Origin of the sequence: Salinicoccus sp. HZC-1, from assembly GCF_046736035.1 — a bacterium.
Lineage (GTDB): Bacteria > Bacillota > Bacilli > Staphylococcales > Salinicoccaceae > Salinicoccus.
Window position 1 is genome coordinate 1,883,205 of record NZ_CP177130.1, and the last position, 25,038, is coordinate 1,908,242.

The window sequence follows — 25,038 nt, forward strand, 5'->3', positions numbered from 1 at the left end:
TCTTCACCTCACTTTTTGATTTTGGATGTATGTTCGTATCTGCGCTTCTGTTTGTTCACTAACGGTTACTACAAAATAAGAGGGATTCCAAAGATGTCCGTCCCATAATTTCTTTTTGAGTTGAGGAAACTCTTTGAAGAGCAATCGAGCGGAAACACCTTTTAAAGCTTTGACAATACTGGGAATAGAATGTTGCGGTGTGCACTCAATCAAAAGGTGAATATGGTCTTCATCACTTTCAATTTCAGTTATAGCGAAATGATTGTCTGCCGAAATTTGATGAAGGATTTCCTTTAACCTTTTGTTCACGTCTCCACTTAATACCCTATGTCGATACTTGACGCACCATACAATATGATACTGAATGGCATAGACATATCCTCTGCCGTGCTTTACTTCCGACATACGCTACCACCTCTTATTCAAGATAACATATGTCTGTGATTAAATATAGTTCTACACCTACACACCAATTGATTCATCAATTTTATTATATGACATATGTCGGACAACCGAGACGGCTAAAGCCACCCTTGTCCGACCGCCGATTCATCTCATGGCTGAAGTCACGAGTGTTCTCGGCGCAAATCATAAAATTTATCTCTTTACAGCTTTTTTCTTTTGTCGGTATGGTTTATAATAGATTCATGTATTGATTATAGGAGGCGCAAATTATGAAAGCTTTTCTCATACTGATGGTATGTATCTCCTTTTTAACCGCCATTCTCACAGGAGCCCGTGAATCTGAATGGGGTTATAAAGATAATGGTGACGAGAAGATAAATTAATTGCTTAGCGAAAAAGAAGCCATATAAGCATTCAGCTTATATGGCTTCTTTTTTTATTGGTTATTGGCCTAAGAATCCCTGATCCTTGATGACTGCATCGACATCCAGTCTTTGTTTCTTAGATAACATACCGATGACCTGATCACTCCATGTGTCGTCCCTCTTGCCATCGCTGCGCTCTTTATAGTATTCACTTATGCTTCTGTCATATTCTTCTACACTGTCTTTCGTTTCTTCTACCGGTTTATATGTATTTTCATGGTAGATAACATCAAGCGGCAATCTTTCTTTCCGGCTGCCCTCATGGTCCGGTTTGCCGACAACCATGCCAAAAAGTGGAATAACGCCCTTAGGCAGTTCAAGGATTTCCACCACTTTGCCCATATCATTTCTCAGTGAGCCGATGTAGCACATACCAAGACCCATGCTCTCTGCCGCGACAGCCAGGTTTTGGGCAGCGAGTGTAGCATCGACGGTGCCGACGATCAGCTGTTCTGTCTTGTCATAGGAGATGGGGGTGCCTTTATCCTTTGATAATTCATAATGTCTGTTATAGTCAGCCAAAAAGACGAATAGATGACCATTATTTTCAACATAACTCTGTGTGCTTATCTCTTTGAGCGCCCTCTTTTTCTCAGGGTCAGTGATTCCCATAATCGTATAGGCCTGGACATAACTGGATGTACTCGCACTCTGGGCAGATAAGACCAGCTCTTTGACTGTCTCATCATCTAATAGTTCGTCTTTGAATTTTCTGATTGACCGATGATTTTTAAGAAGATTGATTGTTTCATTCATTACTTTTTCCTCCTAATGTAGTGTTGGATATCCCTGCTGTCTCAACGCTTCATAAATTAATATCGCTGAAGTATTGGAAAGATTGAGTGACCTTATCTTATCATTCATTGGAATTCTAAGTGCAGTATCTGCATGCCTTTCTTTTATCCAGTCAGGCAGTCCCGTTGTTTCCCTGCCAAATACGAAATAATGATTTTCATGCGTATTACTGAAATCCATTTCTGTATGGAATTTTTCAGCGAATTTTGTGAGCAGATAATACTTGCCTTTTGTCTCTTCAAAAAATTCTTCAGCCGAATCATAATATTTAATATCCATATGATGCCAGTAATCCAGGCCGGCCCGCTTCAACATCTTATCGTCTGTTGAAAATCCCAAAGGACGTATTAAATGCAGTGTTGTTCCTGTTCCGGCACATGTTCTGCCGATATTACCGGTGTTTGCCGGGATTTCCGGCTGATAAAGTACGATGTGGTTTGCCATTTCTTCTTCTCTCCTAAACTGCTTCCTGGATACCTTTCAGCATCTCTTCTTTCACTTCTTCATCTGCTTCCATTTTATATCTTTCGTTTATATATTCAAGCGCATCATTCCCTAGAATCCTACCGATTGCCCAATATGCGGTGCCTTTGATTACAGGGCGTGCATCATTTTCAGCAACACGTTTTAATACTTCCACCGACGCCGTTTCCCTGAAATGGGCAAGTGCAATAATCGCATTTCTCTGAATCGGCTTCTTCCCTCTCCAGACTCCGGCTAAATGCCCGTAAGTTTCTTTAAAATCCCTGTTGGAAATTTCAAGCAAGCCTGTAAGCTCAGGTTTTAATATTTCAGGTTCGAGTACTATATCTTCATGATGGTCGGTATTAATCCCTTTGTTCCTCGGACATACCTGCTGGCATGTATCACAGCCATACAGCCGATTGCCGATCTTATTCCGGTATTCATCCGGGAGAAATCCTTTAGTCTGTGTTAAAAACGAAATGCATTTCTGGGAATCCAGCTGGCCGTTACCGACTAGCGCCCCCGTCGGGCACCGATCTACACAAAGGTTGCAATCCCCGCAGGAATCGATCAGTTCCTCATCCGGTGGAAATGGATAGCTTGTAATCATCTCACCTAAGTAAGAGTATGTTCCCAAATTGGGATTAATCATAAAACCATTCTTACCAATGTATCCAAGCCCGCTTCTCCGAGCCACTTCCCTGTCACTCAACACACCGGTATCCACCATACTTTTCGTTTCAACAGCAGGATCCATGGTCTTAATGTATTCTTCCAGCCTGCTCAGTCTGTCATTTAAAAGCGTATGATAGTCAACACCCCATGAGGCGCGTGCGAATATTCCGCGTCTTTCCCCTTTTTTGCTTTTGGGAGCATCCGGCAATTTATTCGGATATCCCACGGCAATCGAAATAATGCTGCTCGCCGACTCCAGACTCAGATCAGGCTCGGTCCTTTCTTCAATGGATCCTTTTTCAAAACCTGAAGCATATCCTCTTTTATGATAGTCGACCAGCTTTTCTTTAAACTCTAAAAATGGTTCTGCATGGGTAAATCCTATCTCATCTATACCAATTGAATGAGCGTATTCTATGACTTTCCGTTTAAATTCATTGCGTTCCATATTAACACCTGCCTTTTTATCAGTTGAAATTTTTTAATTTATCATTTATATTTACATTAATTATAACAAAGAGGTGAACTGTAGCCGATGAAGTAATTATCCTTTCATTCCATGACATTTGATGTAACATATGTGTGCTTTTTATTTGTTGTGCACAAAAATCATGTTGGAAAAGGGATAATTAAATGAGTCTGACTACGATATAATTAATGTTTACTGTAAGCGGGATTACTATGTCCCTTATTCATCATTATATTATACAACCGGACTCCCTTTTCTGACAAACAGAATTGAGGAGATTTTTTATGTTAGAAATAAACAATGCAGAAATCGATATAAATGGCGAAACACTCCTGGAAATTGAACACCTGGCCATACAATCGGTTAAAACGATTGCTTTGATAGGCAGGAATGGCAGCGGTAAAACGACCCTCTTTAATTATATCTATAAACACCGGAGGGAGATTTCCGGAAATTACAGAATAAAAATAGTCCCGCAGATCAAAGAGAAAGATATCACGAAAAGCGGCGGTGAAAATACTAAAGCATATTTGCAGGATGCGTTGAAAAACGATGCTCAAATAATGTTGCTCGATGAACCCACCACCCATCTGGATGAAAATAATGTTAGATGGCTGGTGAAAAAACTTAAAAGATGGCCGGGCATAAAAATAGTCGCTTCACATGACCGGCATTTTATAAATCAAATTGCGGATGAAGTGTGGTCGATTGAAGACAGGGAGGTGAAGGTGTACGCGGGCAACTACCATAAATACCGGGAGATTAAAGAAGGCGAGCAAAAAAAACGGCAGGATGAATACGCGCAGTACACTGCAAAGAAAAAACATCTGGAAAAAGCGATAGCAAATAAAGCGAGTAAGGCAACCGGGGTCAACAAGCCTAAAAATAAATACGATTCGGATTTTAGGCAGATGGGGGCCAAGCCCTACTTCAATAAGAAAAAGAAGAAGATGGAACAAGTCGCTTCCAGTATGAAAACAAGACTCGAACACCTTGAAGTTAAAGAAAAACCATTTGAAGAAAAAAGCATCCATTTCCAGACACAGCATATTAAAGATCAGGGGAATCGGATTATTTTAAAAATTGAAGGCGAAGATGTCTGCGTCCAGGAAAAACTGCTGATAAAGAAAGCATCACTCTATATACGTGCAGGCGAACATGTCGCAATTACAGGTCTGAACGGTTCCGGAAAAACGACATTATTCAATCTTTTTATAGATAAATATAATGATAAAAATCTATCCATCGGTTATTTTCACCAACAGCTTGAATCACTGGATAATGATAAAACCATCCTCGAGAATATAATGGAAACAAGTATCCATGATGAAACAACCATCAGAACCGCACTCGCCGGACTCGCCATTTCCAAAAATGATGTATATAAAAATATATCAGTCACAAGTGGAGGAGAACGGGTCAAGATTCAGCTCGTTAAAATGCTGATGTCTGACGCCCATGTGTTATTTCTTGATGAACCGACCAACTTTTTGGACATCCATACCATTGAAGCACTTGAAAATATGATTAAAGACTTTCCGGGGACGATTCTTTTAGTCAGCCACGATACAATGTTCAGAGAAAAAACCACAGACAGATCCTATGCCATAAAAGATAAGCAACTCGTCGAGGAGGTCGAAATTAAAGAAAAGGATAAAAGCGAAGAAGATTTGATGATTATAGATACGAGGATCACAGAAGTACTCGGCAAAATGTCGGAAGGAACAACCGGGGAATTAGAGCAGGAATTTCAATCACTGCTAAAACAGAAGAAAGACCTGCTGGGCGGATAAATAAATAAGGCCAATCACATGATTGGCCTTTTCTTATCTGCTGATATCCCTTGCTAATGCCGCTGCACCGATAACACCTTGATCATCATTCATCAAAGGTTCAGTAATGTACTCGTTCACATCATCTATTTCAATATAATCATTTAAAATTCTGGCAAATTCTTTTCTGATCATCGGATACAAGTGGGATTGCTTCATCACTCCGCCACCAATAATAATTCTTTCAGGACTCAGTACTAAAGTGTAATTTACTAAAGCCTGGGCTATATAATAAGCAACGGTTTCCCAGACTGCATCATTCTTATCAATATCCGTTCCCTTGACTCCAGCTCTTTTTTCAATCGCAGGGCCTGATACCAACCCTTCGATACAGTCGTCATGGTAAGGGCACACTCCGGGGAAAGTATCATCCGCAATTCTTTTTACTTTTATATGACCCATTTCCGGGTGGCTGAATCCTTTGAACACCTGGTTATCCTTTACAAATCCTGCTCCTACGCCGGTTCCAACAGTAATATACATTGCAGAATCGACATCCTGTGCGGCTCCAAACCTGAATTCACCAAGACATGCTGCATTTACATCCGTATCAAGTGCAACCGGCACCTTCAGCATTTTCTTTAGTTCTTCGAGCAGCGGAAAGTTTTTCCAATCTTTTTTCGGTGTATTTTTAATCATACCGTAAGTATTACTTTTAGCATTTAAATCAATCGGTCCAAATGCTCCAACACCTAATGATTCAATATCATGACCTCGAAAGAAATTAGCAGCCTCATTCAAAGTTTCGGCCGGCTTCTTTGTTTTTATTATGCATTTATCTACAGTTTCGTTAGATTCATTCAAGACGGAACACACGAATTTTGTTCCCCCCGCTTCAATCGCTCCAATCAACATTTAAACCGCTCCTCTCATTACTATATATAGACTTGTTGTTAAACATTATACAAGGCTGGAACTGTTATAAACCAGTCCCAGCCTCTTAAATGTTTTATATATGATTAATATTCTTCATTACTCACGATCCTGTACATTTATATCCGTACTTTTGAATCTGTTATTTGCAACATCGATTCAATGATCATTGTATAATTCAGTTTTTCACATTATCGCTCCACTGACGAGCGGTCAGAACATTAGGCGTATTCATTCATAGCTCTTTGGATACGTTTAGGAATCATACACACGGCTGCTTCCATATCTTCGGGCCTGAATGTCTTATCGATGCATTCTTCCCAGAACTTAAGGTGCTTTTCGTCTATAGGCGGATCATCTTCATCCAGTTCTTTGCCGGCTTCGTCCTGAACACTGTACCAGTACAAGTATTCATGATTTCCTTTTTTCTCCCGGAATATAGTCTCGACGAACATTTTTTCTCCCTCGAGCGTCACCAGGACATCTTCCATATGCTCCTGCATATACTCGATCCATTCGTCCACACGTCCACTTTTATTTTCTTTTATTCTAAATTTAGTCAGTTCTATTTTCATTTAAGACTTCCCCCTCTTACGGTATTCTCAGCTACTACATCTTAACTTATTCTTTCCCAATTTGAAACACTATAATAATCTACAACAAATCACTCGAAATTAAAAGGTTTTTTGAAACTTTTTACTTATTACCATCCCATTCTGCGTAAAATTGTTCCAAATAAGCTTCCATAAAACCATGTCTTTCATCTGCCAGCTTTTTAGCCGTATGAGTGTTCATCAATTCTTTGAGCTTAAGCAGCTTTTCATAAAAATGATTAATCATAGTATTATCTTCATTTCTATATGTTTCAAATGTCATGTTCTCGCGCGGCTGTACCTCAGGATTATACAGTTCATGTCCTTTATTTCCGCCAAATATAAATGTTCTTGCGATACCGACAGCTCCAAGTGCATCGAGCCTGTCGGCATCCTGAACAATTTTATCCTCCAGTGACCGCGGCTTAACGGGATTATTCCCTCCCTTATAAGATACGGACTGCATCGCATAGATAATATGCTTAATCGTCTCTTCATCCACTTCATGGTCCTTTAAAAAAGCTTTCACTTTTTCAATCTGTCCGTTTTCATTATCTGTTAATTTATAATCGATGAAATCATGGAACAACGCAGCCATCTGTATGACAAACAAATTGCCCCCTTCTTCAGATTGGATATGTAATGCATTATTATAGACACGGATAACATGCCAGTAATCATGCCCGGTTAAATCTTCCATATGAAAATCTCTTATTATTTCCTGTGCCTGTTTTACAATGCTGCTTTCACCCATTGCCGATACTCCTTTAATTCGGCAGCACCATCTGTCCTGAATATATTATACCGCCGGATGTCCATATCTTTATTATTATTTATACACATGCATATTCCTGTATTAATTTTTTCTTCTTAGATCTTGAGATTCTAGCATGATATCCAAGTTAACATGCCTGATTGGAAATAGCCTGAAAAGTGTCTCGTGCTTTTTGTATGTAATTAAAAATCTTTTGTCAACGGTCATTGTAACATGTTTACCGATATTTAAATATTCATCAATGTATAATTAAAGGACCGGCATCAAATGCCAATCCTCTATCTTATAATCTCTGCGATTTGCGCCCTTGATGTTGTTCCTTCTTTTATTGGATACAACGGGAAGTTATGGTTCATCATGTGATATTCAAAGTAATTGTGATCTATCCCTTTTTCTTTAAGCATCTCGGAAAACTCTTTTGCATCCGGATAGCATATCTCCCTTGTACCGACAAATACTGAAATTCTGCCCAAACCTTCTAAATTTCCATGCATAGGAGAGATTTTATAGGATTTCAAGTCTGTATCGCCTGCCCACATCCTGCCGATTTTCTTTAAATTGTCAACGTTGAGCATGGGGTCGACTTGTTCATATTTTTTAATATCCTTATGATTCAATGAAATATCCAGCCAGGGTGAGATTAGAATAATTTCTCCGGGCTGCTTGACGTTTTCACCGCGCAGCATCTGCGCAAATCCCAGTGCTAAACCGCCTCCCGCAGAATCACCCATAAGTATTATCTTTTCATAACCGGAGTCTGACAGTTCTTTATATAATTTCATGATTAAATCATAGGACTTTTCATAAGTGAATTCCGGAGTTTTGGGATAAACAGGTATAAAAAATTCCAAACCGGTTTCCTGCACCAATTTGTCTAAAAACCACCAGTGGAACAGTGAAGGCTGGTTTATATATCCTCCGCCATGTATATAAAGTACAGCTTTGTGTGACTTCTTTTCCTCCGGCGTTATTTTAAAAATTTTCATACCCTCTTTATAACTGCTCTGCAATTTGGAATCGATAATAATATCATTTGGGATGGCATATTCTTTATTATTTTGCTTTATCGCTTTCTCAATATAATTTTCATCAATCCGATCCGGCCACATATGCGCAATTTTAACAGCCATTTCTGATAATCTGCTGCCGACACTTCTGTTTTGGACATGAACGGTATGTAATGAAAATAATAATGAGACTGCTCCCGCTGATACTAATCCCAACGCACCTAGTTTGTACATCCTGCGCATGTGACTTCACTCCTTACACTTAAATATCCTTTTATGGCATTTGTTAAACAAAAAATCATATCCTGTGTCAGGATATGATTCGTATCTGATATTAACCTTCTTGTTTTTCAGAGAACTGAAGTTCAAGCTGGGCTTTAACGTCCTTGCTTACGAGTACGCCGCCTGTTTCAAGTGAAGCATTCCAAGTCAGACCAAACTCTTCACGGTCGATGGTGAATTCTGTTTCAAAACCATGAACTTCCTGGCCGCCCATTGGGCTGATGCCTTTACCATTATACTGAAGTTCAAAAGTTTTTTCTTTAGTGACACCGGCGATTGTAAGATCACCCGTTACTTTAACAGTACTTCCTGATTTTTCTACATTGTTTGAAGTGAAAGTGATTTTCGGGTTCTTTTCTGCATCAAAGAAATCTTCTGATTTTAAATGGTTATCACGGTCTTCGTTTCCGGTGTTGATGCTTGCAGTAGTAATTTCTGCTGTTACTTTAGCACCGTCAAATGTTTCAAGGTTATCTGTATCCACCTCGAAAGTGAATTCTTCAAAACTGCCTTTTACTTTAGAAACCATCATGTGTTTAACTTGAAAATCAACTTCTGAGTGAACTGCGTCTGAAATATAAATTGTCATAAATATTTTCCTCCTGGATAATCGTATATAATAATAAGTATTATCTCTAATTCGAGATAATACTATAATACAACACTTACTTACTTTTTGCAACTAATAAACTAATGATAACTTTATTTTAGATTCGGAACTTTAAATAATTCTAAAAATTCATAGTTGACAGAAAAATACCTATGGTATAAAGTTCTTGTTAATTCAATAAATGAAACTCTTATCCAGAGAGGTGGAGGGACTGGCCCTTTGAAACCTCAGCAGCGGACCTCGCTAGTACCGTGCTAACTCCAGGAGCTGTGGCTCAGAAGATGAGAAGTGAGTGTATGCAACTCCACTTATTATCTTAAACGGATGAGAGCGGAGTTTATTTTATTACAAAATTTTAATGAAAGAGGGATCCGATTGACTGTTAAAACTACCAAAGCACCATTCAAAGCAGATCACGTAGGCAGCCTGCTCCGTCCGGAAAGCATTCATGCGGCACGCAAGGATTATGAAAACGGGGTAATCACCCATGAAGAATTAAGGGAAATCGAGACAGCGGAAATTAGACACGCTGTCGATAAACAAATTGAAGTTGGTTTAAAAGCAGTGACTGACGGTGAGTTCAGAAGACGGTTTTGGCACACTGATTTTCTTGAACATCTGACTGGTATTGAAGGGTATGTACCTGATTCAGGGTTTTCTTTCGTTGGTGAAGAGACTGAGCGGTATGATATTAGAGTCACTGATAAAATCTCTTTTGATGAAAATCATCCTCATATTAAAGATTTTATCGAGTTTAAAGCAATCGTCGGTAATCGTGCAGTCGCAAAACAAACAATCCCAAGTCCGAATCAGCTTTTCAATGCAGGCATCCGTAATCCGGATATTTATCCGGATGTTGAAGTATACGCGGAGGACGTAATTAAAACATATAAAGCTGCGATTCAAGCATTTTACGATGCAGGCTGCAGATATCTGCAGCTGGATGATGTTTATATCGCAGGACTCAATGCGCCGGACATTCCCTTTAATGACAGCGGATATGATAGAGAACAACTCATCCAGCTCGCCCTTAAGGTATTAAACAGTGTATTGGAGGACAAACCTGAAGATCTTGTCATTACAACGCACCTCTGTCGCGGCAATTACAGATCGAAATGGGCATTTGAAGGCAGCTATGCAAAAATCGCCCCTGTCCTGTTTGCCAAAGAGAAAGTGGATGGTTTCTTCCTCGAATATGATGATGACCGTTCCGGCGACTTTGAACCCCTCTCATATATCCCTGAGGAGTCACCAAAGGTTGTACTTGGTCTGTTTACATCCAAGCATGGTGCACTTGAAAGCAAAGAGGAAATCAAAGCACGTGTTGAAGAAGCATCCAAATACGTTTCAAAAGAGCAGCTTTGCATCAGTCCCCAGTGCGGTTTTGCATCCACACATCATGGAAATATTCTTACAGAAGAAGAACAATGGGAAAAGCTGAGATATATAGTGGATATTTCTGAGGAGATTTTCGGAAAATAAATCAAAAAAGCGCTGAGTAATCAGCGCTTTTTTTGACCTTTTTCAATATTTTCTTTATCCTTACCTTTTTTATTTCTGACTGCAGTCGTCACAGCCAGCACTCCAAAAACAACCGCAATTACCAGATAGGCAGTATTATCTTCAGCAGATAAATACATCGTTAAAAAAACAACACCCAAAATAAAAAACGGAATGCTCATATAATCCCCTCATCCCAATAGGTTCTTTATATGTAATATTACCCTTTAGAATGAAATGAAACAAAAACTCTCCATCTTCTGATGGAGAGTTTCTTACGTTTATAAGTTATTAGTTTACCGCTTCATTTACCTGCAGCAATCCGCTGCCATACCACTCAGTGTTACTGCCAATATTCTTTGCAGTTGCCTGCATTGTTCTTCTAATTTCAGCTGCTGTAGCATCCGGGAATGAGGCTCTGAGCACAGCACCGGCTCCTGCTACGTGCGGAGACGCCATTGATGTACCATTTAAAGCAGCGTAACCATTACCCGGCACTGTCGATTGAATTGATACGCCTGGTGCAGATATGTCCACTGCAGGTCCTGTAGAAGAGAATGAAGCTCTTTGATTGTTCTGATCTGTAGCTGCTACTGCAAATGCTGAATCATACTGTGCAGGATAGCCGACTGTATTGCCTGTTCCACCGGCATTACCTTCATTACCTGCTGCTGCGATCACCAGAATATCATGATTGTAGTATGCTGCATCCACTACATCTTGTATTGCCTGTGAATGTGCAGAGGAGCCAAGCGACATGTTAATGACATCCATACCATTCTGGATTGCCCATTCAACCCCTTGAGCAACACCTGAAGAAGATCCTGAGCCGCTGCTGTTCAATACTTTGACAGCATAAAGGTCTGCGTCGGGTGCAACACCGAGAACACCAGTGTCGTTATCAAGTGCTGCAGCAGTTCCTGCAACATGTGTACCATGTCCGCTTCCATCATAATATGGATCGGAATCACTGCCGGATGTAAATACTGAATATCCGCCCGAAACATTCAAATCTTCATGTGCTGCGTCAATACCGGTATCGATAATTGCCAGCTTGACGCCACTGCCTGTATTTCCGCTTTGATGTGTAAGAGGAGCCTGCACTTTTTCAATACCGTATGGTATATTCTGCTGATATGCATACACAGGTATATCTTTCTCTACATAACTTACATTGGAATTACTTTCCAAGTCTGCTGCCTCGTCTTCAGTCAGCTCGGCTTCGATCATATCCACTGTATCGAATTCGTAGTTTACTTCTTCAGATGTAATGCCAAAAGATGAATATGTTGTGAAATCAGAAGTCTGTTCAAATTTTACTAAGTATGTTTCCTTTGTTTCCTGCGCGAATGCTGTCAACGAAAGTGTGAAAAATGCCGCAATGACTGTGAGCAATGATAAAAACTTCTTCATAATTTAAATATCCCCCTTTGTTCATTCTATCTTCATGATATAGATGATAAATGTGCTATCAATATTCAATTCTGCAAAATATTTGTCAGTTTTCACAAAACCAGAAAAACTAAATAGGATTTATCAGATTTTGAATTTCATTCTGTAGGGTATAGTATCGGAAATGAATCTTTCATTAAACACATACTGGAGGGGAACCCGATGAAAGTTAAAACATTCAGTGCTCTGACAGAAAAAAGGATAGACAAAAAAGTGAATGGTTTTCTGCAGGAAAATACTCACATAGAAATTATAGATATGAAATTTACCAGCATGTCCGTCTATGCCGTATTCATCATTTATAACGATTAAAAAAACTCCATCCAAAATAATTGGATGGAGTTTTTACTCTATATATGGAATCTTCTGCCCAATTGAGTCAAAAATGCCTGCTGTGCAAATATGATCATGGTCAAAATAACAATCACTGCGTATGCTCCTGCTACTGCACTTGGCCATATTACGGTCGTTATTCCTACTGCATATAAGGCAGCCGGCAGGAAACCGAGTATTATCATCATCAGCAGGAAACTGAAATAACTGCTCCATTTAATACGCCTGAAAAACACAATTGATGTAATCGAAACCATACCTGAAACGATAAGGAACGGAACGACATAATTTACAGACCATGTCAGGAATCCTGCGCCCGATTGCGAATCGACGATCAGCAGCAGTAATGTCAGACTCACAACCTGCATTACAATTTTACTGCCGAGATGAGATTTTGATAATACTGTATGATTAAAGGATACTACCGTATATATAACAGCACCTGCGACATAGAATATCCATAAGAAATGCGGCATTACAAGTATATTTATAAAAAGACATGCCAAAATGATTAGAATTCCGGCAAACACTGCTATTTTAGGCGCCCTTCTTTTACCAAATTTCTTTCCCAGATAGGATGGGTACCATTTATTATCAGCTATAGTTTCTACACCGCTTATTTTCTCCTGGCATAAAGGACATACAGGTTGCTTAGTCCAGGTACGGCATTCTTCACATTGTTCCATCATGTTTCCCCCACTCGTTTGAATAGACTTCTATGTCTATATCAATACGCTTCGTCAATTCACTAAAGAAATTTCTAACTAAATCTGTTTCTGCTATTGAGAGCGAAAACGTTATAGTCATCCTGTTGTTGACTGTTGCAATACCACAGCCAACGGGACTCTTCAGTGTTGTATAAAAAGCGAGTTCCATTCTCTCGATGTGTCTGCTCATAGATTCGGAAAGTTTTACATTCCCCATATTCGTTACTGTCATCGCTTTAGTTCTTTCACCAATATAGTTAAATCCATAACGCATCGCCGGATATTTTAAAAATACTGGAATTGCTCGAGTCATAAAACTATTCTGCAGGTAAACATGCTGATTAATGCTTTTTTGCAAAACTTCTCTGCTAGTACGTCTTATCAATTCTTTGTTCACTTGTTGTAAAATATCTTCAAAACCGGTATTTTCATCTATTGTTGCTCCAATATTGGCCACAGAAAAAAAGTTCCTTAAAGTTTTTGATGGAAATTGTTTTCTTAAGTTAACCGGAACCGCAATTGTTACTTTTTTCGGTCTGCTCGATTTTGATAGTGCCTCATTACCTATAACTTGAATCATAATGGCTGTGAGGAATCCTGTCAATGTCGTGCCCAGACTTTTGGCATAATCATTAACTGTGCCAGCATTCATTATACCATGGATCATGTTCATCCCTTCGGTAGTTAGAGCGGTTCCTGAAATTTGATGAGAGGCTCTGTCCTCTTTACGGAAAACATTTCTATCCTTTCTTTCCGCATAATTACTAAAACTATCTTCTGTTTCCATGGAATTGGGTTGATCCTCAGGCAGCAATATTAATCCATCATCGGTCACATCTCTTTTTTTATATTGTAAATATTGATATATTAATGTTTTTAAAAACTCTGATGCTCCTGTACCGTCCGTAAGTGAATGAAAAACCTCCACCGATATTTTATTTTCGAAATACAAAACTCTTATTAGATATCCTTTTGTTTCAGAAGGCTTGATAGGTGCACAGGGATAATTAGTTTCCTTTTGAACGAGAAGCACTTCATCATTTTTCTCAAGAAAATCCCAAAATAATCCTTTACGTACATGGACAGTCAATGTTGGGAAACGTGGCACAATAATATCCAAAGACTCTTGTAAGACTTCAGGGTCCACTTTTTCTTTCATAATCATAGAGACGCGAAATACATAGGAGTTTTCAGTATTTGATACAGCGTGAAATATTTTGCCTGTATTGTCGATTCTGTACCAATTATCCATCTCATTCACCTCTCTCTTATTTATAAGATATCTTACACCATTATTACACAACGAAACCAATAAGTTTAAAAATAATAGATAATAAAAAAACGCTTATGATAAACATAAACGTTTCATTCTGCTACTATCGTCTTTTCAAGATTTCTTTTACTGTCTTCGCTATATCTTTAGTTTCTTGCTGATTATTCGTACTGTTTCATCTCCTTTTTATAACTGATTCTTTTCATAGAGTTTTACTAGGGTTTCTAAACAACAAAATAAAAGACGATCATGAATAAACTACATCTGATCGTCTTTAGAAAATATTAAAATACTTTTTATTAAAAATCAATTTTATAGTTAGAATAAGATACCACCGGCCGGGATCGAACCGGCACTCCCGCAAAGGGAACTGGATTTTGAGTCCAGCGCGTCTGCCAATTCCGCCACGGTGGCATGACATTATCATAAAGATCATTATCAAAAAATGGAGCGGAAGATAGGATTTAAACCTATGTCTTACTTCAGGAAGAAGTATGTTCTAAACACTAAACTACTTCCGCTGCTTATTAAAGAAAAATGGAGGCGCCAACCGGATTTGAACCGGTGATAGAGGATTTGCAGTCCTCGGCCTTACCCCTTGGCTATGGCGCCTTAAACTGGGCTAGAAGGATTCGAACCTTCGCATGACGAGACCAAAACCCGTTGCCTTACCGCTTGGCTATAGCCCAATAATGGGGCGGCTGATGGGGATTGAACCCACGAATGCCGGAACCACAATCCGGTGTGTTAACCACTTCACCACAACCGCCATATGGCAGGGGTAGTAGGAATTGAACCCACATCAAAGGTTTTGGAGACCTCTATTCTACCATTAAACTATACCCCTACGTATGGAGGGGGGCAGATTCGAACTGCCGAACCCGAAGGAGCGGATTTACAGTCCGCCGCGTTTAGCCACTTCGCTACCCCTCCACGAGCTAAATGGTGCCGGCCAGAGGACTTGAACCCCCAACCTACTGATTACAAGTCAGTTGCTCTACCAGTTGAGCTAGGCCGGCTAAACCAAAAATGGTGGTTCAGGACGGAATCGAACCGCCGACACTGTGAGCTTCAATCACATGCTCTACCGACTGAGCTACTGAACCACTTCTTATTAAATTTTATAATGGCGGTCCCGACGGGAATCGAACCCGCGATCTCCTGCGTGACAGGCAGGCATGTTAACCGCTACACCACGGGACCTAAATAAAAATTGCGGGAGGCGGATTTGAACCACCGACCTCCGGGTTATGAGCCCGACGAGCTTCCAGACTGCTCTATCCCGCGATAATAATAATTAAAAATGGCGGAGGAAGAGGGATTCGAACCCCCGCGAGCCGTTAAGCCCCTGTCGGTTTTCAAGACCGGTCCCTTCAGCCAGACTTGGGTATTCCTCCGTATAATATACAATTGTACCAAAAACATGGTGGACCTTGCAGGACTCGAACCTGCGACCCAACGGTTATGAGCCGTTTGCTCTGACCAACTGAGCTAAAGGTCCAATATGGCGGCGGAGGGAGTCGAACCCACGACCTCACGGGTATGAACCGTACGCTCTAGCCAGCTGAGCTACGCCGCCATGATAGGGAAAAATATTTAATGAATGGTGGAGACTAGCGGGATCGAACCGCTGACCTCCTGCGTGCAAAGCAGGCGCTCTCCCAGCTGAGCTAAGCCCCCAAACAAAATATTATTAAAACAATGCGGGTGAAGGGAGTTGAACCCCCACGCCCGAAGGCGCTAGATCCTAAATCTAGTGCGTCTGCCAGTTCCGCCACACCCGCTTAATTTTTTATAAGAGTCGGGAAGACAGGATTCGAACCTGCGACCCCTTGGTCCCAAACCAAGTGCTCTACCAAGCTGAGCTACTTCCCGTAACTAATTAAAGCGCGCCCGAGAGGAGTCGAACCCCTAGCCTTCTGATCCGTAGTCAGACGCTCTATCCAATTGAGCTACGGGCGCATATTAATATTTAAAAACTGGTGCCGAGGACCGGAATCGAACCGGTACGGTAATTACTTACCGCAGGATTTTAAGTCCTGTGCGTCTGCCAGTTCCGCCACCCCGGCATATAATGGAGCGGAAGACGGGATTCGAACCCGCGACCCCCACCTTGGCAAGGTGATGTTCTACCACTGAACTACTTCCGCGTATTATATTAAACCTAAATGGTGCGGGTGAAGGGACTTGAACCCCCACGCCCGAAGGCGCTAGATCCTAAATCTAGTGCGTCTGCCAATTCCGCCACACCCGCAATATTTATGAGCCATAGAGGATTCGAACCTCTGACCCTCTGATTAAAAGTCAGATGCTCTACCAACTGAGCTAATGGCTCATAATAGTAAAGAATGGTGCCGGCCAGAGGACTTGAACCCCCAACCTACTGATTACAAGTCAGTTGCTCTACCAGTTGAGCTAGGCCGGCTATTAATGGTGGAGAATGACGGGTTCGAACCGCCGACCCTCTGCTTGTAAGGCAGATGCTCTCCCAGCTGAGCTAATTCTCCATTATATAGTATGAATTTTAATATGTAATCTTCACTGCCCGGCAGCGTCCTACTCTCACGGGACGTTCATCCAACTACCATCGGCGCTGGAGAGCTTAACTGCTGTGTTCGGCATGGGAACAGGTGTGGCCTCTCCGCCATCGCCGCCGGACAGTGTCTTACATATGGGGAATGTGATATGTCACATTCAAAACCGGATAGAAGCAATATCTCGCGCAGAAACCGAACACGGTTTCTTCATTAAATTCTTGAATAAGTCATCGATCGATTAGTATTCGTCCGCTGAATGTGTTGCCACACGTACACGCCGAACCTATCTACCTCATCATCTCTGAGGGATCTAATGGGGAAATCTCATCTTGAGGGGGGCTTCATGCTTAGATGCTTTCAGCACTTATCCCGGCCATACATAGCTACCCAGCGATGCCGTTGGCACGACAACTGGTACACCAGTGGTATGTCCATCCCGGTCCTCTCGTACTAAGGACAGCGCCTCTCAAATTTCCTACGCCCACGACGGATAGGGACCGAACTGTCTCACGACGTTCTGAACCCAGCTCGCGTACCGCTTTAATGGGCGAACAGCCCAACCCTTGGGACCGACTACAGCCCCAGGATGCGATGAGCCGACATCGAGGTGCCAAACCTCCCCGTCGATGTGAACTCTTGGGGGAGATAAGCCTGTTATCCCCGGGGTAGCTTTTATCCGTTGAGCGATGGCCCTTCCATGCGGAACCACCGGATCACTAAGTCCGTCTTTCGACCCTGCTCGACCTGTATGTCTCGCAGTCAAGCTCCCTTATACCTTTACACTCTATGAATGATTTCCAACCATTCTGAGGGAACCTTTGAGCGCCTCCGTTACTCTTTAGGAGGCGACCGCCCCAGTCAAACTGTCCACCTGACACTGTCTCCCGCCCGGATTACGGGCGCGGGTTAGAATCTCAACATCACCAGGGTGGTATCCCACCACTGCCTCCATGTAGACTGGCGTCCACACTTCTTTGGCTCCCACCTATCCTGTACAGGTGAGGTCCAGATTCAATATCAGGTTACAGTAAAGCTCCACGGGGTCTTTCCGTCCTGTCGCGGGTAACCTGCATCTTCACAGGTACTATGATTTCACCGAGCCTCTCGTTGAGACAGTGCCCAAATCGTTGCGCCTTTCGTGCGGGTCAGAACTTACCTGACAAGGAATTTCGCTACCTTAGGACCGTTATAGTTACGGCCGCCGTTTACTGGGGCTTCGATTCGCACCTTCGCTTACGCTGAGCGCTCCTCTTAACCTTCCAGCACCGGGCAGGCGTCAGCCCCTATACTTCACCTTTCGGTTTGGCAGAGACCTGTGTTTTTGATAAACAGTCGCTTGGGCCTATTCACTGCGGCTCATATCTCTATGAGCACCCCTTCTCCCGAAGTTACGGGGTCATTTTGCCGAGTTCCTTAACGAGAGTTCGCTCGCTCACCTTAGAATTCTCTTCCCAACTACCTGTGTCGGTTTACGGTACGGGCGGTGATCATCCTCGCTAGCGGCTTTTCTTGGCAGTGTGAAATCAATGGCTTCGCCTACTATTTTCGGCTCCTCATCACAGCTCATGGTATCACAGGGCGGATTTGCCTACCCTGACCACTCACTGCTTGAACGTGCTCTACCTTTCGCACGCTCCATCTATCCTACTGCGTCACCACAATCACTCAAACGGATATCACCGGTACAGGAATTTCTGCCTGTTGGCCATCGCCTACGCATCTCTGCCTCGGCTTAGGTCCCGACTAACCCAGAGCGGACGAGCCTTCCTCTGGAAACCTTAGTCATTCGGTGGACGGGATTCCCACCCGTCTTTCGCTACTCACACCGGCATTCTCACTTCCAATCGCTCCACATGTCCTCACGATCATGCTTCTCTGCCATTGGAACGCTCTCCTACCATTAATATACATTAATCCACAGTTTCGGTAATATGTTTAGCCCCGGTACATTTTCGGCGCAGCGTCACTTGACTAGTGAGCTATTACGCACTCTTTAAATGATGGCTGCTTCTAAGCCAACATCCTAGTTGTCTGTGCAACGCCACATCCTTTTCCACTTAACATATATTTTGGGACCTTAACTGGTGGTCTGGGCTGTTTCCCTCTCGACAACGGACCTTATCACCCGCTGTCTGACTCCCATGAATCGCATCGATGGCATTCGGAGTTTGTCTGAATTCGGTAACCCGGGATGGGCCCCTCGTCCAAACAGTGCTCTACCTCCACGATGCTGTCATGAGGCTATACCTAAATATATTTCGGAGAGAACCAGCTATCTCCAGGTTCGATTGGAATTTCTCCGCTACCCACACCTCATCCGGTCACTTTTCAACGTAAGTCGGTTCGGCCCTCCATCCAGTGTTACCTGGACTTCAGCCTGGACATGGGTAGATCACCTGGTTTCGGGTCTGCAATCACATACTCTGTCGCCCTGTTCAGACTCGCTTTCGCTGCGGCTCCGCATTCGCTGCTTAACCTTGCATGTAATCACAACTCGCCGGTTCATTCTACAAAAGGCACGCCATCACCCATTAACGGGCTCTGACTACTTGTAGGCACACGGTTTCAGGATCTATTTCACTCCCCTTCCGGGGTGCTTTTCACCTTTCCCTCACGGTACTGGTTCACTATCGGTCACTAAGGAGTATTTAGCCTTGGGAGATGGTCCTCCCGGATTCCGACGGAATTCCTCGTGTTCCGCCGTACTCAGGATCCACCGCTCGGTGGAATGTATGATGCCTACGGGACTGTTACCCCCTGCGGTCGGCCTTTCCAGACCATTCAGCTTTACATTCCACCGATTATCGGTGTCCTACAACCCCAGCCGAAGCTGGTTTGGGCTCTTCCCGTTTCGCTCGCCGCTACTCAGGGAATCGATTTTTCTTTCTCTTCCTCCGGGTAATGAGATGTTTCAGTTCCCCGGGTCTACCTCCGCGTCAGCTATGTATTCACTGACCGGTAACACATAAAAATGTGCTGGGTTCCCCCATTCGGAAATCTTCGGTTCAACGCCTACTTACAGCTCCCCGAAGCATATCGGTGTTGGTTCCGTCCTTCATCGGCTCTTAGTGCCAAGGCATCCACCGTGCGCCCTTCATTACTTAATCGCAATGAATTTGTGAGTGTATCGCTCCTACAGCGATACAACGCGTGTTTTTTGAACTCTTTTAAATCTTAGTTCTCGGTTTTCTACGCTTTGATTTTCGGTTAAAAATCATTTATTGCTTCTCTATCCGGTTTTCAATGTACATATTTTGTATACTCTGTAAATATAAACAGAGATTTAAATAATGGTGGAGACTAGCGGGATCGAACCGCTGACCTCCTGCGTGCAAAGCAGGCGCTCTCCCAGCTGAGCTAAGCCCCCATAGTTATATAATGGTGGGCCTAAGTGGACTCGAACCACCGACCTCACGCTTATCAGGCGTGCGCTCTAACCAGCTGAGCTATAGGCCCATTATATAGTATGAATAAATATTAATTTGTTGAACACTCTGAATAATAGAACATTCAAAACTGAATACAATATGTCAAACGTCAATTCCGCTCCGTAATATTCCTTAGAAAGGAGGTGATCCAGCCGCACCTTCCGATACGGCTACCTTGTTACGACTTCACCCCAATCATCGGTCCCACCTTCGACGGCTGCTTCCCAAAAGGGTTAGCCCACCGGCTTCAGGTGTTACTGACTTTCGTGGTGTGACGGGCGGTGTGTACAAGACCCGGGAACGTATTCACCGTGGCATTCTGATCCACGATTACTAGCGATTCCAGCTTCATGGAGTCGAGTTGCAGACTCCAATCCGAACTGAGAGCAGTTTTATGGGATTCGCTGAACCTCGCGGTCTCGCTGCCCTTTGTTCCTGCCCATTGTAGCACGTGTGTAGCCCAAATCATAAGGGGCATGATGATTTGACGTCATCCCCACCTTCCTCCGGTTTGTCACCGGCAGTCTCACTAGAGTGCCCAACTGAATGCTGGCAACTAGTAATAAGGGTTGCGCTCGTTGCGGGACTTAACCCAACATCTCACGACACGAGCTGACGACAACCATGCACCACCTGTCACTCTGCCCCGAAGGGAAACCATGTCTCCATGGCTGTCAGAGGATGTCAAGATTTGGTAAGGTTCTTCGCGTTGCTTCGAATTAAACCACATGCTCCACCGCTTGTGCGGGTCCCCGTCAATTCCTTTGAGTTTCAACCTTGCGGCCGTACTCCCCAGGCGGAGTGCTTAATGCGTTAGCTGCAGCACTAAGGGGCGGAAACCCCCTAACACTTAGCACTCATCGTTTACGGCGTGGACTACCAGGGTATCTAATCCTGTTTGATCCCCACGCTTTCGCACATCAGCGTCAGTTACAGACCAGAGAGCCGCCTTCGCCACTGGTGTTCCTCCATATCTCTGCGCATTTCACCGCTACACATGGAATTCCACTCTCCTCTTCTGCACTCAAGTCTCCCAGTTTCCAATGACCCTCCCCGGTTGAGCCGGGGGCTTTCACATCAGACTTAAGAAACCGCCTACGCGCGCTTTACGCCCAATAATTCCGGATAACGCTTGCCACCTACGTATTACCGCGGCTGCTGGCACGTAGTTAGCCGTGGCTTTCTGGTTAAGTACCGTCACCCGGTGAGCAGTTACTCTCACCGGCGTTCTTCCTTAACAACAGAGTTTTACGAGCCGAAACCCTTCTTCACTCACGCGGCGTTGCTCCGTCAGACTTTCGTCCATTGCGGAAGATTCCCTACTGCTGCCTCCCGTAGGAGTCTGGGCCGTGTCTCAGTCCCAGTGTGGCCGATCACCCTCTCAGGTCGGCTACGCATCGTCGCCTTGGTAGGCCCTTACCCCACCAACTAGCTAATGCGCCGCAGGCCCATCCATCAGCGGCAGCCCGAAGACCGCCTTTCAACTTACCGCCATCGGCAGTAAGGGTTATCCGGTATTAGCTACGGTTTCCCGTAGTTATCCCCGGCTGATGGGCAGGTTGCCTACGTGTTACTCACCCGTCCGCCACTCGATTCCAAGGAGCAAGCTCCTCGGTTTCGCGTTCGACTTGCATGTATTAGGCACGCCGCCAGCGTTCATCCTGAGCCAGGATCAAACTCTCCATAATTGGAAAGCTCGTCTAGAGCTCTTCGCGATACTGCTGACAGTATCTGTTTGCGTTTTGTATTGTTCGCCTCAATGTCGGGAAGTTCAACTGTGTTGAACCTCATTAATTATCGGAATTAACGTTGACATATTGTCATTCAGTTTTCAATGTTCTCGTCTGTGTTTCTATGTTGTTCGTGTTGTTCGTTTTTTTATCACTCTTAGTATGTTACAACACCTGCAAGTTTTAATCAAGCGTAATTTTTACACTTTCTAAAAACTTTTTTTGTGGTTGAAATACTGTAGTATTGCCGAGTAAAAAAATTTACGTTGCTGAAATCAGCGACTTTTATATCATAACAACTGTGCAATTTAATGTCAACGATTTTTGAAAAGAATTCTTAACTTCTTTTTGCTGTTTGTTTTGTTCATCAAATGCTAAATATTAGATTATCATAATTAAGTATAATTGTATATAATGAATTGCAGAGGTGAAAGTATGAAAAAGAAAAGTAATAAGATCCAGAGAATTCGCGGCTATGCTTTAGCCCTTGTGTTTATAGGTATGATAATTATGTACCTGGGAGTATTCTTTCGTGAGTCCCAGATAATATTCAGCCTCTTCCTTATAGTAGGTTTATTACCGATACTGCTCAGTTTCATCATTTACTTCTGGGTGGGCATGATCAGCACCCGTACAGTAACCGTTCAATGTCCCAATTGTGAAAAACACACAAAAATACTGGGACACGTTGATTTTTGCCAGCATTGCAAAGAACCACTTACTATAGACAAAGAACTTGAAGGCAAGGACTTCTCTTTGGATTATAATGTGGACCATAGACGGAATGATGCTATTGATGAGATCAAAAAAGAGTCTGATAACGAGACTCAAAAAAGTGAGAAATAAGAAAAGCGGCCAATTTGGCCGCTTTTCTTATTATTTACATTTGTTCTCTGCATTCCGGACAAAGACCATAGATTTCCAATCTGTGGTGACTTACATCATATTCTGTAACCGAACCGGCAAGCTGCTCCACTTCTTCGAGGCCCGGGTAATGGAAGTCTGTAATCTTGCCGCAATTACTGCAGATGATATGGTAATGCGTATCTGTGATAAAGTCAAATCGGCTGGAAGCATCACCATAAGTGAGTTCTTTAACCAACCCAGTATCCTTGAAGAGTTTTAAGTTATTATAAATTGTCGCAACACTCATATTTGGATATTCATCAGACAACGCTTTAAAAATATCATCAGCAGTCGGATGTTCTTCAGTTTCTATCATGTATTTGAGCACTGCTTTTCTCTGTGGCGTAATTCTGACACCAGTTTCCTTGAGTGCATCAATTGATTCAGTGAACTGTTCGTTGGCATCCATCATCTTCATATTGATACCTTCTTTCCTAATCAGACTACTGTAGTACTTTTATTGTACTTCGTTGTTAAATTGTTTGTCAAATTAGATTTTCAGTAACCACGCTCGTGGTTAATAATATTTTTCATAGAATCGAAATCATTCACTCTGTTCAGATTGTATATGAAGATATCAAATGCACGCGTTAAATATTCCGGAGTTTTTGATGAGGCATGCGGAGTAATCGTCAGATTATCATAACTATAAAACTCGTGGTCTTCCGGCAGAGGTTCCCGATTGAATACATCCAGCATCATATGCCTGATATATCTCCCGGATAGAACAGCACTCACTGTCTCATCCGTCATAATATCTCCTCTTCCGATATTAACGAACACGCTGCTGTCTTTCATCTTTTTAAAAGTCTCCTCTGTAAGCAGTCCTCTGGTGTCTTCAGTACTTGGTAAAATATTAATCACAATATCCGCTTCATTTATATGGGAATGTATATCGCTTACCGGATGAGTCTGATCGAAGTTTTCCACTTCTCTTCCTTCAGTATTGTATCCGGCCGTATTTGTGCCGAAAGCCTTCAATACTCCTGCAAGATGGGATCCGATGCTTCCTGTACCTAATATATGTACACTTTTGCCATATATCTCCTCAGTTGTTGCCTGCTTTCTCCAGTGTGATTTTCCCTGGTCCACCTTTAATTGATAAATGTCTTTATAGTAGTCAAGCAGTAATCCAATCGTGTACTCTGCCATTTGTATCTTGTGGATCCCTTTGGCATTTGTAATGTGGATTCCCTTCATCTGTTCAAGCGGCATATCGTCCAGTCCGGCACTCATGACCATTACCCACTTCAAATTTTTAAAGGCATCCATATGCCCGGGTTCCATATCTGAACCATAAGTCACGAAAATGTCCGCCCACTCCCGGTCCTCATCGGATACTTCACGAGCTTTCACGAATCTATATTCGTATTCCTCAAAGTTCTTCTCCAGGTACTGCACCATCTCTTCTCTGAGTTTCGCTGTTGACAGGATATGTTTCATGATCTATACCTCTTTTAAAAATTCTTTCAGATTGTCCATATGTTCTTTCGCCTTAACATTATCGTAGCGTTTTAGAATATTGCTGTTTTCATCCACCACAAAAGTGGTTCTGACAATTCCTTTGGATTCTTTGCCAAAGACTTTCTTCATTCTATACACATCCAGACTCTCGGCTAATTTAAAATCTTCATCTACTAAGAGATCAAAGTTCAGGTTTTGTTTTTCAATAAAGTTCTGGTGCTTTTTCTTCGAATCTCCACTCACACCATAAACTGCTACATCCAGTTCATTAAGGAAGTCCATATTATCTCTTAAATCACACGCCTGTGTTGTACATCCCGGCGTATTGTCTTTCGGATAAAAATAAATAACCGTCTTTCCTTTTAATTCTTTATTGGAAACTACTTCCCCATCCTGGTTTTCAAGTGCAAATTCTGGAAACTTATCCATCTGTACTCCTCCTCAACAATAGTATGTATATATTGATGATAACGGACTTTCAAAGAACTCACAACACAATTAC

At 42.5% G+C, this 25,038-nt stretch carries 20 protein-coding genes, 26 tRNA genes, 3 rRNA genes and 1 riboswitch; of the genes, 4 read left to right on the top strand and 45 right to left on the bottom strand.

The window, feature by feature from the left end; genetic code table 11:
• Positions 1 to 3: 3 nt before the first annotated feature.
• The 4 genes from tnpA to queG form a co-directional block, all read right to left on the bottom strand.
• The gene (gene tnpA / locus ACKRAT_RS09775) at positions 4 to 405 is read right to left on the bottom strand and encodes an IS200/IS605 family transposase (RefSeq protein WP_411842254.1); all 402 of its coding nucleotides are present in this window, start codon (positions 403 to 405) and stop codon (positions 4 to 6) included.
• Between the two features lie 443 nt (positions 406 to 848).
• Positions 849 to 1,586: an oxygen-insensitive NADPH nitroreductase gene (gene nfsA, locus ACKRAT_RS09780; RefSeq protein ID WP_411842255.1), complete on the bottom strand. Its 738-nt coding sequence runs from the start codon at positions 1,584 to 1,586 to the stop codon at positions 849 to 851.
• 12 nt (positions 1,587 to 1,598) lie between these two features.
• Positions 1,599 to 2,069, bottom strand: a complete 471-nt coding sequence (gene trmL, locus ACKRAT_RS09785) for a tRNA (uridine(34)/cytosine(34)/5-carboxymethylaminomethyluridine(34)-2'-O)-methyltransferase TrmL (RefSeq protein WP_411842256.1) — start codon at positions 2,067 to 2,069, stop codon at positions 1,599 to 1,601.
• A gap of 13 nt (positions 2,070 to 2,082) precedes the next feature.
• Positions 2,083 to 3,213 (bottom strand): tRNA epoxyqueuosine(34) reductase QueG, encoded by a 1,131-nt coding sequence (queG, locus tag ACKRAT_RS09790; protein WP_411842257.1) that lies wholly within the window; start codon positions 3,211 to 3,213, stop codon positions 2,083 to 2,085.
• A gap of 305 nt (positions 3,214 to 3,518) precedes the next feature.
• Between queG and abc-f the strand changes: the two genes are divergently transcribed.
• A complete protein-coding gene (gene abc-f, locus ACKRAT_RS09795) occupies positions 3,519 to 5,027 on the top strand; it encodes a ribosomal protection-like ABC-F family protein (RefSeq protein ID WP_411842258.1) in 1,509 nt (502 codons plus the stop codon).
• Positions 5,028 to 5,060: 33 nt separating this feature from the next.
• Here abc-f and ACKRAT_RS09800 read toward each other — a convergent pair whose 3' ends face one another.
• The 5 genes from ACKRAT_RS09800 to ACKRAT_RS09820 all read right to left on the bottom strand — a co-directional run bounded on the left by ACKRAT_RS09800 (position 5,061) and on the right by ACKRAT_RS09820 (position 9,185).
• A complete protein-coding gene (locus ACKRAT_RS09800) occupies positions 5,061 to 5,921 on the bottom strand; it encodes an ROK family protein (protein ID WP_411842259.1) in 861 nt (286 codons plus the stop codon).
• A 239-nt stretch (positions 5,922 to 6,160) separates the two neighbouring features.
• The gene (locus ACKRAT_RS09805; RefSeq protein WP_411842260.1) at positions 6,161 to 6,514 is read right to left on the bottom strand and encodes a DUF6176 family protein; all 354 of its coding nucleotides are present in this window, start codon (positions 6,512 to 6,514) and stop codon (positions 6,161 to 6,163) included.
• Between the two features lie 121 nt (positions 6,515 to 6,635).
• A complete protein-coding gene (locus tag ACKRAT_RS09810; RefSeq protein ID WP_411842261.1) occupies positions 6,636 to 7,286 on the bottom strand; it encodes an HD domain-containing protein in 651 nt (216 codons plus the stop codon).
• A gap of 299 nt (positions 7,287 to 7,585) precedes the next feature.
• Positions 7,586 to 8,557 (bottom strand): alpha/beta hydrolase, encoded by a 972-nt coding sequence (locus ACKRAT_RS09815; protein ID WP_411842262.1) that lies wholly within the window; start codon positions 8,555 to 8,557, stop codon positions 7,586 to 7,588.
• A gap of 91 nt (positions 8,558 to 8,648) precedes the next feature.
• Positions 8,649 to 9,185: a YceI family protein gene (locus tag ACKRAT_RS09820; protein WP_411842263.1), complete on the bottom strand. Its 537-nt coding sequence runs from the start codon at positions 9,183 to 9,185 to the stop codon at positions 8,649 to 8,651.
• Between the two features lie 208 nt (positions 9,186 to 9,393).
• Positions 9,394 to 9,494: riboswitch (SAM riboswitch) on the top strand.
• A gap of 87 nt (positions 9,495 to 9,581) precedes the next feature.
• Between ACKRAT_RS09820 and ACKRAT_RS09825 the strand changes: the two genes are divergently transcribed.
• The gene (locus tag ACKRAT_RS09825; RefSeq protein ID WP_411842264.1) at positions 9,582 to 10,688 is read left to right on the top strand and encodes a 5-methyltetrahydropteroyltriglutamate--homocysteine S-methyltransferase; all 1,107 of its coding nucleotides are present in this window, start codon (positions 9,582 to 9,584) and stop codon (positions 10,686 to 10,688) included.
• Positions 10,689 to 10,708: 20 nt separating this feature from the next.
• On the opposite strand, the gene ACKRAT_RS09830 is transcribed toward ACKRAT_RS09825, so the two are convergent.
• Both ACKRAT_RS09830 and ACKRAT_RS09835 read right to left on the bottom strand, forming a co-directional pair.
• Positions 10,709 to 10,888, bottom strand: a complete 180-nt coding sequence (locus tag ACKRAT_RS09830; RefSeq protein ID WP_411842265.1) for a hypothetical protein — start codon at positions 10,886 to 10,888, stop codon at positions 10,709 to 10,711.
• 109 nt (positions 10,889 to 10,997) lie between these two features.
• Positions 10,998 to 12,119, bottom strand: coding sequence for a S8 family peptidase (locus ACKRAT_RS09835; RefSeq protein ID WP_411842266.1), 1,122 nt, complete (start codon positions 12,117 to 12,119; stop codon positions 10,998 to 11,000).
• A gap of 201 nt (positions 12,120 to 12,320) precedes the next feature.
• Between ACKRAT_RS09835 and ACKRAT_RS09840 the strand changes: the two genes are divergently transcribed.
• Positions 12,321 to 12,470 carry a hypothetical protein gene (locus ACKRAT_RS09840; protein ID WP_411842267.1) on the top strand — a complete coding sequence of 50 codons (150 nt, stop codon included), beginning with the start codon at positions 12,321 to 12,323 and terminating at the stop codon, positions 12,468 to 12,470.
• A 38-nt stretch (positions 12,471 to 12,508) separates the two neighbouring features.
• Here ACKRAT_RS09840 and ACKRAT_RS09845 read toward each other — a convergent pair whose 3' ends face one another.
• The 31 genes from ACKRAT_RS09845 to ACKRAT_RS09995 form a co-directional block, all read right to left on the bottom strand.
• On the bottom strand, positions 12,509 to 13,177 hold the full coding sequence (locus ACKRAT_RS09845) for a DUF6320 domain-containing protein (RefSeq protein ID WP_411842268.1): 669 nt from the start codon (positions 13,175 to 13,177) through the stop codon (positions 12,509 to 12,511).
• The gene (locus tag ACKRAT_RS09850; RefSeq protein WP_411842269.1) at positions 13,164 to 14,450 is read right to left on the bottom strand and encodes an alcohol acetyltransferase; all 1,287 of its coding nucleotides are present in this window, start codon (positions 14,448 to 14,450) and stop codon (positions 13,164 to 13,166) included. Before ACKRAT_RS09850 ends, ACKRAT_RS09845 begins: the two co-directional genes overlap by 14 nt.
• A gap of 350 nt (positions 14,451 to 14,800) precedes the next feature.
• Positions 14,801 to 14,885: transfer RNA gene (locus tag ACKRAT_RS09855), tRNA-Leu, on the bottom strand.
• Between the two features lie 32 nt (positions 14,886 to 14,917).
• Positions 14,918 to 14,992, bottom strand: a tRNA-Gly gene (locus tag ACKRAT_RS09860).
• A 17-nt stretch (positions 14,993 to 15,009) separates the two neighbouring features.
• Positions 15,010 to 15,083, bottom strand: a tRNA-Cys gene (locus ACKRAT_RS09865).
• Positions 15,084 to 15,088: 5 nt separating this feature from the next.
• Positions 15,089 to 15,160, bottom strand: a tRNA-Gln gene (locus tag ACKRAT_RS09870).
• Positions 15,161 to 15,164: 4 nt separating this feature from the next.
• A tRNA-His gene (locus ACKRAT_RS09875) sits at positions 15,165 to 15,240 on the bottom strand.
• 4 nt (positions 15,241 to 15,244) lie between these two features.
• Positions 15,245 to 15,318: transfer RNA gene (locus tag ACKRAT_RS09880), tRNA-Trp, on the bottom strand.
• Between the two features lie 5 nt (positions 15,319 to 15,323).
• Positions 15,324 to 15,404 (bottom strand) — tRNA-Tyr (locus tag ACKRAT_RS09885).
• A 10-nt stretch (positions 15,405 to 15,414) separates the two neighbouring features.
• Positions 15,415 to 15,490 (bottom strand) — tRNA-Thr (locus ACKRAT_RS09890).
• Between the two features lie 11 nt (positions 15,491 to 15,501).
• Positions 15,502 to 15,577, bottom strand: a tRNA-Phe gene (locus ACKRAT_RS09895).
• A 21-nt stretch (positions 15,578 to 15,598) separates the two neighbouring features.
• Positions 15,599 to 15,674: transfer RNA gene (locus ACKRAT_RS09900), tRNA-Asp, on the bottom strand.
• Positions 15,675 to 15,684: 10 nt separating this feature from the next.
• Positions 15,685 to 15,758, bottom strand: a tRNA-Met gene (locus ACKRAT_RS09905).
• Positions 15,759 to 15,775: 17 nt separating this feature from the next.
• A tRNA-Ser gene (locus ACKRAT_RS09910) sits at positions 15,776 to 15,868 on the bottom strand.
• A 27-nt stretch (positions 15,869 to 15,895) separates the two neighbouring features.
• Positions 15,896 to 15,972: transfer RNA gene (locus tag ACKRAT_RS09915), tRNA-Ile, on the bottom strand.
• Positions 15,973 to 15,976: 4 nt separating this feature from the next.
• Positions 15,977 to 16,050, bottom strand: a tRNA-Met gene (locus tag ACKRAT_RS09920).
• A gap of 25 nt (positions 16,051 to 16,075) precedes the next feature.
• Positions 16,076 to 16,151: transfer RNA gene (locus ACKRAT_RS09925), tRNA-Ala, on the bottom strand.
• A gap of 22 nt (positions 16,152 to 16,173) precedes the next feature.
• Positions 16,174 to 16,255, bottom strand: a tRNA-Leu gene (locus ACKRAT_RS09930).
• Positions 16,256 to 16,272: 17 nt separating this feature from the next.
• Positions 16,273 to 16,346: transfer RNA gene (locus ACKRAT_RS09935), tRNA-Pro, on the bottom strand.
• 13 nt (positions 16,347 to 16,359) lie between these two features.
• Positions 16,360 to 16,433: transfer RNA gene (locus ACKRAT_RS09940), tRNA-Arg, on the bottom strand.
• A gap of 18 nt (positions 16,434 to 16,451) precedes the next feature.
• A tRNA-Leu gene (locus ACKRAT_RS09945) sits at positions 16,452 to 16,540 on the bottom strand.
• 6 nt (positions 16,541 to 16,546) lie between these two features.
• Positions 16,547 to 16,621: transfer RNA gene (locus ACKRAT_RS09950), tRNA-Gly, on the bottom strand.
• A gap of 19 nt (positions 16,622 to 16,640) precedes the next feature.
• Positions 16,641 to 16,725 (bottom strand) — tRNA-Leu (locus ACKRAT_RS09955).
• 8 nt (positions 16,726 to 16,733) lie between these two features.
• A tRNA-Lys gene (locus tag ACKRAT_RS09960) sits at positions 16,734 to 16,806 on the bottom strand.
• A gap of 14 nt (positions 16,807 to 16,820) precedes the next feature.
• A tRNA-Thr gene (locus ACKRAT_RS09965) sits at positions 16,821 to 16,896 on the bottom strand.
• A gap of 6 nt (positions 16,897 to 16,902) precedes the next feature.
• Positions 16,903 to 16,978 (bottom strand) — tRNA-Val (locus ACKRAT_RS09970).
• Between the two features lie 36 nt (positions 16,979 to 17,014).
• Positions 17,015 to 17,129 (bottom strand): 5S ribosomal RNA (rrf, locus tag ACKRAT_RS09975).
• 97 nt (positions 17,130 to 17,226) lie between these two features.
• Positions 17,227 to 20,115, bottom strand: a 23S ribosomal RNA gene (locus ACKRAT_RS09980).
• A gap of 184 nt (positions 20,116 to 20,299) precedes the next feature.
• Positions 20,300 to 20,375 (bottom strand) — tRNA-Ala (locus ACKRAT_RS09985).
• 12 nt (positions 20,376 to 20,387) lie between these two features.
• Positions 20,388 to 20,464 (bottom strand) — tRNA-Ile (locus tag ACKRAT_RS09990).
• A 108-nt stretch (positions 20,465 to 20,572) separates the two neighbouring features.
• Positions 20,573 to 22,124: ribosomal RNA gene (locus tag ACKRAT_RS09995) — 16S ribosomal RNA — on the bottom strand.
• Together the 16S, 23S and 5S rRNA genes with 26 tRNA genes alongside form the textbook arrangement of a ribosomal RNA operon.
• Before the next feature lie 477 nt (positions 22,125 to 22,601).
• On the opposite strand from ACKRAT_RS09995, the gene ACKRAT_RS10000 reads away from it, so the two are divergent.
• Positions 22,602 to 23,012: a DUF2614 family zinc ribbon-containing protein gene (locus ACKRAT_RS10000; protein WP_411842270.1), complete on the top strand. Its 411-nt coding sequence runs from the start codon at positions 22,602 to 22,604 to the stop codon at positions 23,010 to 23,012.
• Between the two features lie 34 nt (positions 23,013 to 23,046).
• Here the strand turns inward: ACKRAT_RS10000 and perR are convergent, their stop codons facing one another.
• From perR to bcp, 3 genes are all read right to left on the bottom strand, one after another.
• A complete protein-coding gene (gene perR, locus ACKRAT_RS10005; RefSeq protein WP_411844441.1) occupies positions 23,047 to 23,481 on the bottom strand; it encodes a peroxide-responsive transcriptional repressor PerR in 435 nt (144 codons plus the stop codon).
• A gap of 89 nt (positions 23,482 to 23,570) precedes the next feature.
• Entirely contained in the window at positions 23,571 to 24,515 is a 945-nt protein-coding gene (locus tag ACKRAT_RS10010) for a D-2-hydroxyacid dehydrogenase (protein ID WP_411842271.1), read from the bottom strand.
• 3 nt (positions 24,516 to 24,518) lie between these two features.
• Positions 24,519 to 24,965, bottom strand: a complete 447-nt coding sequence (gene bcp, locus ACKRAT_RS10015) for a thioredoxin-dependent thiol peroxidase (protein ID WP_411842272.1) — start codon at positions 24,963 to 24,965, stop codon at positions 24,519 to 24,521.
• Positions 24,966 to 25,038: the final 73 nt, after the last annotated feature.